Raw genomic sequence first — 13,344 nt, 5'->3', positions numbered from 1 at the left:
CATATTGTACGAAAATTGGCGTACGCACAAGGTGTCTGAAAAATTTCATAGCGCTTACTCTACTGGCGATAGTGAGGGGGAAGTTAAGTGATGAACGTGTGTCGCGTGGAGAAAAGACTAAAAGGCGCAGCACTGCGCAAACTGATGCAACGCGTAGCAACGTTGGCGGATAAAAATGCGAGAAGCCCGCTCAAGTTTCCCTGAGCGGGCTCAAATAGGGTTTACCACTTCGCACATTTATCCGCCGAAAGCAGGATATTGGGCGAAGTTACTTTGCTGAAAGCTCTCTGCGGATGATCTCTGCACCTGCGCTTAAGGCATTGAGTTTGCCTGTGGCTACCCGACGCGATAAAGGCGCCATGCCGCAGTTGGTCGAAGGGTAGAGTTTGTCGGCATCGACAAACTGAAGGGCTTTCCGCAATGTATTGGCCACTTCCTCCGGAGTTTCTATGCTGTTGGTCGCCACGTCAATGGCCCCGACCATCACTTTTTTACCGCGGATCAGTTCAAGCAGATCCATAGGAACATGCGAGTTATGACATTCCAGCGAGATGATATCGATATTCGACGTTTGCAGTTTGGGGAACGCTTCTTCGTATTGTCTCCACTCTGATCCCAGCGTCTTCTTCCAATCCGTATTAGCCTTGATGCCATAGCCGTAGCAGATGTGTACCGCTGTTTCACATTTAAGCCCTTCAATGGCTCTTTCCAGTGCGGCGATCCCCCAATCATTCACCTCATCAAAAAAAACGTTAAAGGCGGGTTCATCAAACTGGATAATATCGACGCCCGCAGCCTCTAATTCTTTGGCTTCCTGATTGAGGATCTTGGCAAATTCCCAGGCCAGTTTTTCGCGGCTCTTATAGTGGTTATCATAAAGCGTATCGATCATGGTCATCGGGCCTGGCAGGGCCCATTTGATGGGTTGCTTGGTCAACTGACGTAAAAACTTGGCATCTTCCACAAAAACGGGTTTTTGACGCGCCACAGCGCCAACCACGGTTGGTACGCTCGCATCGTAGCGATTACGGATTTTAACCACCTCACGCTTCTCGAAATCAACGCCGCTCAGGTGTTCGATAAACGTAGTGACAAAGTGTTGGCGCGTTTGCTCGCCATCGCTGACAATATCAATGCCTGCACGCAGTTGATCATCCAGGGACAAGCGCAGGGCATCTTGTTTTCCCTCAATTAATTCCTCATCTTGCAGTTTCCACGGTGACCAAAGTGTCTCTGGTTGTGCAAGCCAGGAAGGTTTCGGCAAACTGCCGGCAGTAGAAGTTGGGAGCAAAATTTTCATAATAAATGACCTTTTATTTTCGATTAATCAAAGAGCGTAGTGAGCAGACCATTGCTCAAGAATATTCTTGTAGGGTTTGATGAAATGCTCTTCAGTAAATTTCCCCTGCTCAATAGCCAACTGGCTGCGTTCTTCTCGGTCATAAACAATTTTTGTCAATGAATGATCCTGCTGATTCAGGCTTGGCTGATAATATTGCCCTGCGGCAGAGTTCGCATTGTAAATCTCAGGCCGATAAATTTTTTGGAAAGTCTCCATCGTGCTGATGGTACTGATAAGCTCAATATCAGTGTAATCACTGAGCAAATCGCCGGAGAAATAAAAGGCCAAAGGCGCAACGCTATTTTTCGGCATAAAGTAGCGAACCTGTAATCCCATTTTTTCGAAATACTTCTCAGTCAAAGAGGAGTCATTTTGCTGATATTCTATGCCCAATACAGGGTGTTGGTTACCCGTCCGCTGATAAGTGTCTTTACTTGAGACGCTTAAGCAGATGACCGGTGACTTTTTAAAATTCTGTTTGTACTCCGTTGAGTTGACGAAATACTTAAATATGTTGCCGTGCAGGTCGCCAAAATCATCTGGTATGCTAAACCCAGGTTGGTTTTTGTTGTGTTCCAGCAGCAATACACTGAAGTCATAATCTCGCACATAAGAAGAGAAATTATTCCCGACAATGCCTTCAATCCGCTGGTGAGTTTTTTTATCAATAATGTTGGTTTTTAATATTTCAATCACTGGGAAGGTATTGCCATTGCCTTCAACACTCATCTCGACAGAAATAATTTCAAGCTCGACAGAGTAACGATCGCCTTTTGGGTTGTCCCAATGCGCTAACGTATTGAAACGATTATCAATCATTACCAATGTGTTGCGCAGATTCTCCTGGCGATTTTTTCCTCTGGCCAAATTGGCAAAATTGGTGGTAATACGCGTGTTTTCAGAGGGGTTATAATCCTCATCGAAAAGGCTGCGCTTAATCGTAAATGTAAAGTCTCTGCTCATCGCGATGTTGCACCCTAAGTTCTGAGATGAAAACTGAATTGGCTTCTTGATTTCGTAGAAGTTACTGGTTTGTTCACTCATCAGTCTTCATGTTGTCAATAAGTTAATGTTGCATATTTTATGCCAGAGCCATCGGATGAGTGAAAGCGACTAAATTTCATTACCACATGAGCTATCTTCATGATCTGACAGCGGCGGGTATCGGCAGAGTTGCCAACCCCCTGGGCTTACCGATCCGCAGCGGCATCCTGCGGGCAGAAACGGTCAACAGAACAGGCCAATGGGAAGGGGATAAAGACGAGGTGAGGGTGCTGATTGCCGAAGCGCTCGGTATCGCACCAGAGCAAATCAGGCCTTCGCGTTATCGCTGAGATATTCCCGGCGCAGCATGATCCGGAATCTGCGCCGCATTTTGTTTATCTGATTGTCATAATCATTTGAATGATGAGAATAATTTTCTATCGTACGCCTCGTCACGTTAAGGCAAATGCCATCGGAGTCCGACTAAAAATAGCGACCAGCCCAGAACCATTGATCTGGGGGGCTCGTAGCGGCAAACGACTGGAACGTATACCTGACAGTATCATGAATGAGGTGCTGGGCAGGCTGGAAGCTATTCTGAGCTGAAGCTTTAAATTAAATAGAAAAACAAAAGCAAAACGCCCGCTTAAGTTTCCTTAAGCGGGCGTCTTTAATATGGCTCCTCTGACTGGGATCGCCTTTGCCAGTAACTGGCTAATAAATAAGCTAAACCTGAAAGCTCTTGTTGTCAAGACCACCAGAATGACCACCAAGTGCTGAAGTGCAACAGACCATAAAATGGCCTCTCGCCAGTCGGCTATCGAGTTGGTTTCTCTGACCATGAACGCCGCATATTAATGACCTGCTCAACATCGACTAAATAGCTGCGCGGAATAGTAGATCACTTTGAGGGAACCCAGCCCGGATTGTGCGATCAGATCAATCACCAAATCAAAACAAATCACCAACCTATTGTGAAGATCTCCACACTTATTTTGCGGATGGTGGTTTGGTCGCTAACAACCCCAGCTATATCGGTCTGCTGGAAGTTTTCAGGGACATGAAGTTTGATTTTCCTGATGTTACTCATAAAGTCAGTGTATGTATCGTAATAGGTGATGCTTTGTTTCCACATTTTCACCGACTGCACTCTTTGTATCTCTTCCTGCGAGCATAACCCGGATGCACTGGCTCACGCTGAAGTACCCGATACACTCGTGCATCGGGCATGTAGAAAGGTTACTGTGTTTGAAACTCCCAGGCATCAATCTCACCGAAAGTGATCTTTTTGCGATGGTCTACCGCTTCCGAAGGTACTAAGTATAATTTGTCTTCCATTTGGAAAAAATAATAACGATTTCCAATGATGATTTTTTCTTCAGGATCTGGATATTTTTCCTTAAATATTTCATTGTCATCGTAGAAACATTTTGCAGGATAAGAGACTCGATCGATAATGAGGTCAGTGGAAGTCATGGGGGCGTTGATAGTGTGCAAATCGCGAGCTTCATAGGGGGTTATGAACAAGTAGTCGGACATCAACTCTACTCGTTGAACAAACTCATGTTCACTATCGTTATTTTTTTTAAGAATATCAACTAACCCGGAATAGAGAGCGTTTTTTTCAAAGAGTGAATTACCGGTCTTTGAGAATTTTACATATTGGTAAATCAGTTCATTGATAACTCTAAACTGCGGAATGGTGACAGTGGTCTCGCTGGCTGTCACTTCGGCACCGTTATAGTTGAGCCGATGGTGAAGCATTTTATTTCTAATCTGAGAACACATTTTGTACAGCGTATGAAGGAACAAATCATCAATTGAATCTTTATCAATATTGGATTCGAGAATGAGGATTTTTTTGTTGAAGCTTTCGTTGACACAGTCAAAACGAAGATCAACATAGCTATCCAGATAATCAAAGAAAATAGGAAATAAGACAAATTTTGTGTAATTATTTTGCAAACTGCTATTCCATGAGAAAAAACCTATGCAGTTTAATGGGTATTTTGTAGTTGAGCTACCATTCGTCTTGCTGTATAAAAATCTATTGTTTGCCATATTGTTCATAAAGCAGTTACCGATAATAGCCTGAACAATGTCAAAATGTTTTTGCATCATACTGTGACTCCATGTCTGTAAAACATAAAAAAACCTTAGATAAGAGGGGAATACTTAAATTTGCGCCAATGATCCTAACATTGTGGTGTTGAGACAAAAGCAATGATTGGTCACTGATGTCCGCCATTTTACCAAGAGTGTGATAGGGGTATCGTCTTGTTAACGGGTATACAGAACGCAGAACAGCAAAAAATCCTGCTTAAGTATCCTTAAGCGGACTCTTCTTAAATACGGCTCCTTTGACTGGGATCGCCTTTGCCATTAATTGGCTGATAATTAAGCTAAATCGCAAATCCCTTTCTGTCAAGCCCCCCAAACTGACCACTTATGCTGTACATGCAATCTATCTTGAGCATACAAATCTTTTGTTAGTCAGAGTTTAAGTACACCCGTTTTAGTTCCACGGCGCTGGTCAAGGAATACCTGCGCAGCGAGCTGGTAGGCTTTGAGCATGAAGTCTTTGCGGTGCTGTTTCTGGATACGCGCCACCGGCTGATCAAGTACCGGGAGATGTTCCACGGCACCATCGACAGTGCATCGGTGTATCCGCGTGAAGTGGTCAAGGAAGCCCTGGGGCTAGTTGAGGTGCGTATGCAGGATCAGGTCAATGTGGCCGGAGCAGGCTCCGTGTCGTTTTCGGAGCAGTGGCTGATTTGACGTACCATCTACACAAAAAAGCTATCAGTCCTTATCCACCCAACGCGCCTCGCCTTTTCCAATACGGCGGATGGTGACACTCGTTCCGTTCTGTAGAGATTCAACTTCAAGCAGGCTCGGTAGTTCCGCCTGAAGCCTCTGTCTGATTGTTGTGAGCTGTGAAAAATCTGGCGTCGCGATCGACACTTGTCCATCTTGCGGATCAACTTCAATACGCAGAGGCACTGTTGAGTCTGTTGCCCATTGCATGGTCCACTCCTGCGACGCCCACCTGCCATCTACGCTTGACACAACGTCGTGCCGAAACTGCTGCCAGATTGCATGAGTCTCAAGCGTGGGCCATCCAGGAACATGGTCGAAGCCTGCTACTTCTTCCGATCGTAACCAGGTTTTCATTTCCGCGCGATTTGTGAAGCAGGGCGCGAGCTGCTCCACGGCTGTCTTGGCGGCCACCCGCGAGGGCAGTCCGGCCCGAACAAGCATGGCCATGGCGTTGGACGGTAGTCCAGCTTCCAGGCAGGCGGCAGCAGCTCCTTCGACGGGTAGTTCTGATTCGTCTCCATTGATGCGCCGATTCATCCGGATGGCTTCAATCGCCCAAACCAGGCGATAGACAAATGCGTCGTCCACGAAGCGCATTCCCTCTTGGCCGATGGCCGCTACGTCTTGCCCTCGCACCCAAGCTCCCAGCAAGTCTCTCCAGTTCGCCGGCAGTGGGTCATCTGGAACGAAGGGACGGATCGCAAGAAGCCGCTCTCCCATTCCAATGAGAGCAGCGATCAGGGCATCTGCGTCACTGGCGAGGGCGGCTGCATCGCCACGGTCAAGAAGCACAGTCAGCTCGACAGCCAACGCGTCGATGGCAAGGCCCGATTCTAGGCCCACTCCCATCGCGAACTGACCTTTGCGTTGCTCGACCGTTGTTTTGTTCCAAATGAGCTGTGCTCTACTGAGGAGAATCCACACTTGCTTCTGCTTTTCGACGCCGTCAAGGTGAGCGATTTGCCTTGCCCAAAGTGAACCCGCAAGGGCTTCATCGAGCAGCCTTGGTAGATCCGCACTTTGCGCGTCAAGCGCTTCGACGAGCCCAAGGACGGTTGTATCCAACCGCTCGATGAGGCTCTCCATTGAGTCTGACTCCATCTCACCATCTACAGCGTCCGGGAACCAAGCATCTTGCGTGCTAGACAGGTAGTCCATGGCATCCCCACGCGCAAAAACACCCGACGTCGAGAGGCGACGTATGACCTCGTTTACCACGACAATGATGCCGCTTGAAAGTGACCGAGTCTTGGCCGACGTGACCAACTCTCTCCATCGCTGGTGGCGCCAATTTTCTGGCTGATGCATTACGTGGATCACGAGTCCTTCGAGATCCACGAATGCGCGCCCGGCGCGGCCCGCAACGTTGGCAAACTCCTCACCCGTGATCAGAGTGCCCGCCCTGTACAGATTTGGGATCAGGAGTACCGCTGCATTGAGGTTCAGTCCCTGCGCCAAGGTGGGTGATGCCACGGTAACGCGTAGAACGCCTGCGGCAAGTAGTGTCTCCACTTCCCGCAGGAAGGGGCCGGGAAGACGACCATGATGAATCGCAACGCCGATGGCCAGACAGCGTACTGCAGGATGTTCGGCGCCTAGCCACTCCCTACCTACGGACATGGCACGTTCAACCTCTTGGGCGTTGGCAAGCAGAGATGGCAGAAAGCCTCGTCGCTGCAGGTCCAGGGCAGTCTCGGCAAATCCTTCAACATGATCTCGTTGGGTGCAAAATACGAGAGCTCTCTTTCCTTGCTCAGAGAACTTCCATGCCGCTGCGAGAGTTAGCTCCTTGTTGTCCTTTGGAAACGCCTTTCGACGAGGGCGAATGGGTGGGACCTCTGGCACAAAGTGTCGAATGAAAGGGCCATCTGGCTCAAGGTCGAAGCTCAGCCGCGCAGAATTTCCGAGCCAAGACAGAGTGCCAAAGCGCTGACGCGTAGGGCGCCAACTGGACTGGATCGGATCGCCAGGCGCATCACTGCGAATCCACGCAGTCAGATCGTTGAGCTGATCGCCTGCCGGTAGAATTGCCGAAAGACAAACGATCCGTCGGTCGCCATGGTCAGTGCGCCGCAGCAACCGTTGCACCAGATTCTCATAGCGGATCTCGCGTTCACTTGGGCCAATCAGATGTCCTTCGTCTAGGACGATCAAGCCGACATCATTGATGATGTCGGGGTCGTTCCGCAAAGCAAAATCCAACTTTTCTGGGGTGGCTATGACGATGTTCTGTTCCCGCAGCGCATCCTCGTCATTTCCTGCTACACCGCTGCTTCCATACAGCGACGAGACAGAAAATCCAAGAGGTGTGAATGTCTTGCGGAAGGAGCGCTCGGTCTGAGCGGACAGAGCCCTGAGTGGTGTGACTATCAAAACGCGTTTACCACACGCCAGGGCCATCAACACAGCGATCTCTGCAATCCGTGTCTTGCCCGCGCTCGTGGGGAGCGCGACCACTAGGTCGTCGGAGACATCGACGGCTCGCTGTGCCGCCAGAAGTTGAGAAGGCCACAATTCGACCTCAGATGACCTCCTGCAGTACAACTCAGAGACAAAAAGCTTCCGAAGTTGTGCGTAGTCTTGCGAGCCAAGTGGCCCTTCGGAGGGCAGAACCTTGTGCAGACTGCTTGCCCAAAGATCATCTATCAGGTTCACGGTGATTCGAAGAATCCACCAGAGTGACACCGCGCTGGCCGCTCCGGTCAACGAAATCGCCCGTCTCAGCAGGTTGCGAGCTTCTACAACGAGGGACTCTTGGCCGGTTTGCAGGGCAAACTCAAAGAACACCAATGCTCTGAACATTGTCGACGTCGCTACACGCGAAACGATATCGTCGGGGTCAAGCGCTCCCTCGGCCGCAGCTCTGGCGATTCCCTCATCTCGGTTCGCTGGGCTGCTAAGCCAATCCCTCGCACGTTGAACCAGGCCTTGAAGATCACGCACGATTAGGAGCGCGAGCGCATCCTCGGCAGGCGAACGATTCTGATCGGCCTGTAATTGCGACAGAAGCGAAAATGCCAGCGCAGAGTAGTTGGCCAAGTGATAGGAAGCAGCCCCCATTGTTCGATAGAACCCTCGAGATGCGTCGGCCTGTGACCCGTTCTGAACCAATGCCTCAAAAGCCCCACCTGCCTGTACGAAGCCTTTTCGCCAAGTCACTGCATCGCCTCCAAGCTCGCGTAGCGCCAAGGAAACACGTAGTACTGAGAAGCCATAGTCCGCAAGATCGGAGTCGAGCCCTTCGCTGAAGGCTGGAGCGTCTGGTGGCAAGTTTCCTTCATGGCGAATAAGAGCCCTTGCTTGACCCCGGGCCTGCAGGCGACCTCGATATCCGTCTTGTGTGATGTCGAGCAGGAATGCAGTCAATTCTTCAATCGTTTCCAAGTGCCAGAGCCCTCTCGTAGCAGGCCAGAATGAAGGCCTGATGGTCTTCTATGCGCAAATTTGCAGAAAGATGGGGACGAACCAGATCCGCCGCTGCGAGATCGTCGTACAGTGCCTGAGGCGTGGCGTTGCCCGACAAGGTGAACAGCATGTGACTGGTTCGCCCTTGGGGCGCAGCTCGACTGGCGACTTCATTACGAATCCGTCTACCTATCTGCCGTCGTTCGCCTTCACCCTCCATGAGTCGATCCGCGACGAAGAGAAGGGATGTTGCCGTAGGTCTGCCATCGTCTCTGGACAGTGCTTTTCGCGCCTCAGAGATGGTGGCGTTGGCAAGGTTTGCACGACTCTTAGACTCGCCTTTTAAGTAGTGCAAATTTTGTTGGTCATCGAGCTTTAGACCGACGAAATCGTCGCCGCGCAGCGCCATCTCTCGACCATCCTTGTATCGCAGGCGACGGATCGGAACCTCGAATTCAAGATGTTCTTCGACCAACTCGGACGCGAGGATCTCGCCAAGCTCTCCCGAACGTGCTCGGGTGGAGCGCGGCATGCGCTCAGCCAAAATTGCAGCCGCGCCTGGATATCCCAACTCACGGACGTCTTCAGCTATTTCGTCCAAATTGTCGTAGTGAGCTCGGATCCGAGTAGTTAGGGTAGCTTCGATAGCAGCCCTTCCTCCATCGCGTTCGGACAAGCGCCATAGCTGCTTGTTGTCTTGCTCTTGGATAGTTATGTCGCACCAACGTGGATATAGCATTCAAAAGCTCCGTATTCTTATGCCAGGTCTTTCTGAGAGAGGTGGATTAAACCCTCAGTGCGACGGCCGCAAGCTGCAATTTTCTTCCAACCCAAAAGTTGCCTCACGTCATCACTTTAAGTTCTTCGACGTTACCCCGGCTTCAGCCTCGCGGAGAATACTAATGATCTGTTGGTTGGAAAAACGCTTCTTCATGGGGATGCCCTCATGTGGCTTATGAAGACATTACTAACATCGGGGTGTACTAATCAACGGGGAGCAGGTCACCACTCATAAAATATTTTTCAGAATCTTGGGTGTTGACAGTAGTAAATTGATTGGATTTCAGTTAGAAAATATTATCGATAAATTAACGGAGTGACGGGATGAGTAACGCGCATGAGGCCAGCGCGTCGGCCACTGGCTATCTGTATCAGTGTCGCTACGCATTGCTAAAAGGACTGGAAGCTACTCTGGATTCACCAGAGTTCAGGATTTCAATTGAAAAGTTTGATGATATAGCTTTTGAGGCAAACGGCTTACCGATTCATCTTATCCAGACCAAACATCATAAAGCCAAAACTGGAAAGCTGACTGACAGCAGCGCTGACCTTTGGAAAACGCTACTCATCTGGATAAAAAGTGTAGCCACCGATAGTGGCGGTTTCTCAAGAACTCGTCACTTCCTAATAACAACTGGTTTGGCACCTTCGAATTCGGCATCTTTTCTATTACGAACAGAAAGTCGTAACGAGGCTCAAGCCGATTTTTTGTTACTCACGACTGCAAACAGTTCAAATAACCGCGCGCTACAAGAAGCTTTCAACGCCTATAAGCTCTTACCGGAGGAGGCTCGATTTGCTCTGTTAAGATCAATATATGTACTTGATAGATCTCCTTCGATTACTGATGTTAAAGAAGATATTTACCGGCAGTTGCACCGTGCTGTAGGAAGACAGCATATCGAAATTTTCACCGAGCGTTTAGAAGGCTGGTGGTTCGACCAAGTGATACGTATGCTCAGCGGCAATGAGGTGGGCAGCATCCCAGTGCTGGCTATTGAATCCCGCATTGATGAACTGCGAGAGGAGTTTCGACGTTCCTCATTACCTGTAGATTTTCGGTCATTTTCTCCTCCTCAAGAAGTGATCGCTCAGCTAGATAGTCGACCCTTTGTCAATCAATTGCGTAAGATAAATCTCGGTTCGGCCCGTATTGAGTATGCCATCCGTGATTATTACCGAGCTTCAGAGCAACGCTCAAAATGGGTAAGAGAAGAATTATTGCTTAATGATGAGCTTAAAACGTTCGAGCAAGACCTGATAGAGGCTTGGCAACCACGATTCGCCGCACAGAAAGACGATTTATTACCTGATAGTGATGAGTCCGATCGTATACGTTCTGGAAAGGACCTGTTCACATGGGCAGAACAGCAGGCATGTTTTCCTCTCCGCAGCCTACGAGAGCGGTTTCTTACCCACGGAAGCTACCATATTTTGGCTAACCGATACGCAGTGGGGTGGCACCCTGACTTCATGCAGAATAATAGTGATGAACAGAAAGGAGAGGATTGATGATGGAGCCTTGGTCTTCCCGTCCCATCGAGGAGAGCTACCTCTTCAACCCAGCTTTCTGCGTATTGCTTATAGCCAATACATCGTCAGAATTCAATAAAAAGACCGGTTGCTCTTTACCCTTTGCACTAGCCTTTATAATCCTTCCGATAATTCTTCATCAGAAAACACGCAAGGCTCTGCCTGCTACAACCGTAACGTCACTAATGGCATGGTGCCAGGACAACCGAGATACGATGATTAATTTCCCCGACAGAGTCAGGCGGCTAAACGGTATTACCCGTGAGAGCATATTATTTGGCACAAGGCAAAGCGCTCTTTGCTTGGATGAAAATGGTGACTTAAAGAAAGGAGCTAAACTGCTCTCACCTTCAGAAAAACGAACGCCGCTGTTTACTCAGGAAGCCGGAGAATGCATTGAGCGTGCGGCATTTCTGGGGCGTTGGCTCGCAGCAGCTGGTACAACAGCGACTATTTATGCTGCATGGGGGATAGCGCCATGAGTCTTCAGATAGCCAGCCTTGTGATTTACAACCACGGGGGAGAACGTCGTGAAATCACCCTTCATCCCGGTCAACTGAACATCTTGACCGGCGCATCCAAAACGGGTAAATCAGCAATAATTGATATTATTGATTACGTTACCGGGCGAAGCGAATGTTACGTAGCCGATGGCGTTATCCGCAAATGTACACAATGGTATGGGATCCTTTTTCAACTGAATGATAGCCAAATCTTTATCGCGCGACGCAATCCAGATGCCGGTACACAGTCTCACGGCGACATCTATATTGCCCGCGGGAGCTCCCTGTCGATTCCCGATGGCGCAACTCTCCACAAAAACACTACAGTCAACGCTGTGGAGAAATTTCTGGGAACGGCAATCGGCATTAATGAAAACGAACACCGTCCCCCGAGTCCTACGCGACCCTCTCTGGAGGCAAATTTCCGCCACTCGCTTCTTTTTTGTTTCCAGGATCAGAACGATATTGATAACAAACAGCGTCTGTTTCATCGCCAAGATGATGGTTTTATAGCGCAGGCTATCCGGGACACCTTTCCTTATTTTCTTGGCGCAATGGATGAAGAGCGGCTCTTACAGCAAGCCCAATTGGACGATGCGCGAAAACTACTGCGTCAGCTTGAAAGGTTGGTACGGGAAGCTGAATCGCTGGATGACGCCACATTTCCGCGTGCAAAAGCTCTTCTTGAAGAAGCTAAAATGGCAGGGCTTACCGACGATCGAACCGTAGTTGTAAACTATGAGGCCTGCATGACTCTGCTCCAAAGCTTGAGCGAGCGAGGAGTATTTTCAGATGCAGTTGTAGTAAGTGATCATGATGACATATTGATGCGACTGCGCTCAGAACGTCAAGGGATGCGTACTGAGCTTGAGAGACTGAATAGCGAGATTCGTGAAACGCGGGCGTTTACCTCAGAATCAACCGGCTATGAGCGAGAGGCGCGGGAGCAGCGTGCAAGACTCAGCGTAGTGAATTTGATAAAGTCCTCAGAGGTATCGCAGCTTTGTCCTCTTTGCGAAAGTCACCTCGAAAACGTTCCTCCTTCTGTTGCTCAACTCAACCATTCACTCAGTGAATTGAGCCGACAACTTGAGGCGGTAGAAGCAGAAAATCCAAGGCTCCAGAAGCGCTTAGCAGCCCTCCAAATACAGGAAAATACTCTCCTCAATAATCTTCGAGAGAATCAGAAAAAAATCAGTGATTGCATCCAACAAGCTGAATATCTGCGAGTACAGCAGGAAAACTTTATGCTGCAGGCGCGGACTCTGGGGAAAATCGCACAGTATCTTGAAACTGTCAGCGATGCAGAGCAGTATTCGGGTCTTCGCACCCGGTTAGAAAATCAGCAATTGACTGTAAGTTTCCTTGAAAAAAAATTGGATCCGACTGCTGTACGAGAGAAACTTGCGGCCTTCCTCAATATAATCGGCCGTTATATGACTGAATATTCGGAACTTCTCGATCTAGAACATCAGGGAAGCAACCTGCGTCTAGATATTCGCAAACTCACCGTTGTGGCAGATACCTTGGACGGACCGGTACCACTTTTCCGTATGGGCAGCGGGGAAAATTGGGTCGGCTACCATATTTTGGCTCATCTGGCCCTTCATCGCTGGTTCCGTCAAAAAAAACGCCCCGTGCCAGGATTTCTAATTCTCGACCAGCCATCGCAGGCGCATTATCCACCTGAAAAAGATAATGATGGGTCTATTGACGCTCTGAAGAATGAAGATCAGAACGCTGTAAATCGGCTGTTCAGCCTAATCAACCACGCTGCTAAAACGCTCGCCCCTGATTTACAGATAATAGTTATGGACCATGCAGACCTTAAAGATGACTGGTTTCAGGCTGCAGTCTCTGATCGCTGGCGTAATGGCGTAAAACTTATTCCAACAAGCTGGATAACACCCCAGAAATAATGGCAAGACGCAAATTTGAGCCTACAGCGCACTTATTTCTGAGCGTAAGAACACTGTG

At 49.0% G+C, this 13,344-nt stretch carries 9 protein-coding genes and 3 pseudogenes; 7 read left to right on the top strand and 5 right to left on the bottom strand.

The window, feature by feature from the left end:
- Positions 1–268: 268 nt before the first annotated feature.
- Together H0S68_RS16005 and H0S68_RS16000 are read right to left on the bottom strand one after the other, a co-directional pair.
- Positions 269–1,300, bottom strand: a complete 1,032-nt coding sequence (locus tag H0S68_RS16005) for a methionine synthase (RefSeq protein WP_046373150.1) — start codon at positions 1,298–1,300, stop codon at positions 269–271.
- 27 nt (positions 1,301–1,327) lie between these two features.
- On the bottom strand, positions 1,328–2,305 hold the full coding sequence (locus H0S68_RS16000; protein WP_128865677.1) for a DUF1852 domain-containing protein: 978 nt from the start codon (positions 2,303–2,305) through the stop codon (positions 1,328–1,330).
- Between the two features lie 167 nt (positions 2,306–2,472).
- Here H0S68_RS16000 and H0S68_RS15995 point away from each other — a divergent pair, with 167 nt between their 5' ends.
- The 3 genes and pseudogenes from H0S68_RS15995 to H0S68_RS15985 all read left to right on the top strand — a co-directional run.
- The gene (locus tag H0S68_RS15995; protein ID WP_128865676.1) at positions 2,473–2,676 is read left to right on the top strand and encodes a transcriptional regulator; all 204 of its coding nucleotides are present in this window, start codon (positions 2,473–2,475) and stop codon (positions 2,674–2,676) included.
- A gap of 144 nt (positions 2,677–2,820) precedes the next feature.
- Positions 2,821–2,932: pseudogene (locus H0S68_RS15990) on the top strand (type II toxin-antitoxin system PemK/MazF family toxin); the annotation flags it as partial.
- Between the two features lie 355 nt (positions 2,933–3,287).
- Positions 3,288–3,407 (top strand): annotated as a pseudogene (locus tag H0S68_RS15985) (patatin); the annotation flags it as partial.
- Between the two features lie 158 nt (positions 3,408–3,565).
- Here the strand turns inward: H0S68_RS15985 and H0S68_RS15980 are convergent.
- On the bottom strand, positions 3,566–4,447 hold the full coding sequence (locus tag H0S68_RS15980; RefSeq protein WP_064793685.1) for a hypothetical protein: 882 nt from the start codon (positions 4,445–4,447) through the stop codon (positions 3,566–3,568).
- Between the two features lie 393 nt (positions 4,448–4,840).
- On the opposite strand from H0S68_RS15980, the pseudogene H0S68_RS15975 reads away from it, so the two are divergent.
- Positions 4,841–5,104, top strand: a pseudogene (locus tag H0S68_RS15975) (JAB domain-containing protein); the annotation flags it as partial.
- 24 nt (positions 5,105–5,128) lie between these two features.
- Here H0S68_RS15975 and H0S68_RS15970 read toward each other — a convergent pair.
- Both H0S68_RS15970 and H0S68_RS15965 read right to left on the bottom strand, forming a co-directional pair.
- Entirely contained in the window at positions 5,129–8,530 is a 3,402-nt protein-coding gene (locus H0S68_RS15970) for a DEAD/DEAH box helicase (RefSeq protein ID WP_064793687.1), read from the bottom strand.
- Positions 8,517–9,290: a Hachiman antiphage defense system protein HamA gene (locus tag H0S68_RS15965; protein WP_064793688.1), complete on the bottom strand. Its 774-nt coding sequence runs from the start codon at positions 9,288–9,290 to the stop codon at positions 8,517–8,519. The genes H0S68_RS15970 and H0S68_RS15965 overlap by 14 nt, the downstream gene beginning before the upstream one ends.
- A 365-nt stretch (positions 9,291–9,655) precedes the next feature.
- Here H0S68_RS15965 and H0S68_RS15960 point away from each other — a divergent pair, with 365 nt between their 5' ends.
- From H0S68_RS15960 to H0S68_RS15950, 3 genes are read left to right on the top strand one after another with little or no spacing between them, the layout of a single operon-like run.
- Entirely contained in the window at positions 9,656–10,843 is a 1,188-nt protein-coding gene (locus H0S68_RS15960; RefSeq protein WP_064793689.1) for an ABC-three component system protein, read from the top strand.
- Entirely contained in the window at positions 10,843–11,346 is a 504-nt protein-coding gene (locus H0S68_RS15955; protein WP_064793690.1) for a three component ABC system middle component, read from the top strand. The genes H0S68_RS15960 and H0S68_RS15955 overlap by 1 nt, the downstream gene beginning before the upstream one ends.
- On the top strand, positions 11,343–13,286 hold the full coding sequence (locus tag H0S68_RS15950) for a DUF3732 domain-containing protein (RefSeq protein ID WP_064793691.1): 1,944 nt from the start codon (positions 11,343–11,345) through the stop codon (positions 13,284–13,286). Before H0S68_RS15955 ends, H0S68_RS15950 begins: the two co-directional genes overlap by 4 nt.
- Positions 13,287–13,344: the final 58 nt, after the last annotated feature.

Origin of the sequence: Serratia sp. AXJ-M (assembly GCF_046531865.1) — a bacterium.
Lineage (GTDB): Bacteria > Pseudomonadota > Gammaproteobacteria > Enterobacterales > Enterobacteriaceae > Serratia > Serratia liquefaciens.
Note: the sequence above shows the minus strand (reverse complement) of the source record. Positions and strands in the feature narration are given on the sequence as shown.

Bases quoted from the DNA above. Each gene is read 5' to 3' on its own strand.
- H0S68_RS16005 (WP_046373150.1), bottom strand. From the start codon at position 1,300: ATGAAAATTTTGCTCCCAACTTCTACTGCCGGCAGTTTGCCGAAACCT.
- H0S68_RS16000 (WP_128865677.1), bottom strand. From the start codon at position 2,305: ATGAGCAGAGACTTTACATTTACGATTAAGCGCAGCCTTTTCGATGAG.
- H0S68_RS15995 (WP_128865676.1), top strand. From the start codon at position 2,473: ATGAGCTATCTTCATGATCTGACAGCGGCGGGTATCGGCAGAGTTGCC.
- H0S68_RS15980 (WP_064793685.1), bottom strand. From the start codon at position 4,447: ATGATGCAAAAACATTTTGACATTGTTCAGGCTATTATCGGTAACTGC.
- H0S68_RS15965 (WP_064793688.1), bottom strand. From the start codon at position 9,290: ATGCTATATCCACGTTGGTGCGACATAACTATCCAAGAGCAAGACAAC.
- H0S68_RS15960 (WP_064793689.1), top strand. From the start codon at position 9,656: ATGAGTAACGCGCATGAGGCCAGCGCGTCGGCCACTGGCTATCTGTAT.
- H0S68_RS15955 (WP_064793690.1), top strand. From the start codon at position 10,843: ATGATGGAGCCTTGGTCTTCCCGTCCCATCGAGGAGAGCTACCTCTTC.
- H0S68_RS15950 (WP_064793691.1), top strand. From the start codon at position 11,343: ATGAGTCTTCAGATAGCCAGCCTTGTGATTTACAACCACGGGGGAGAA.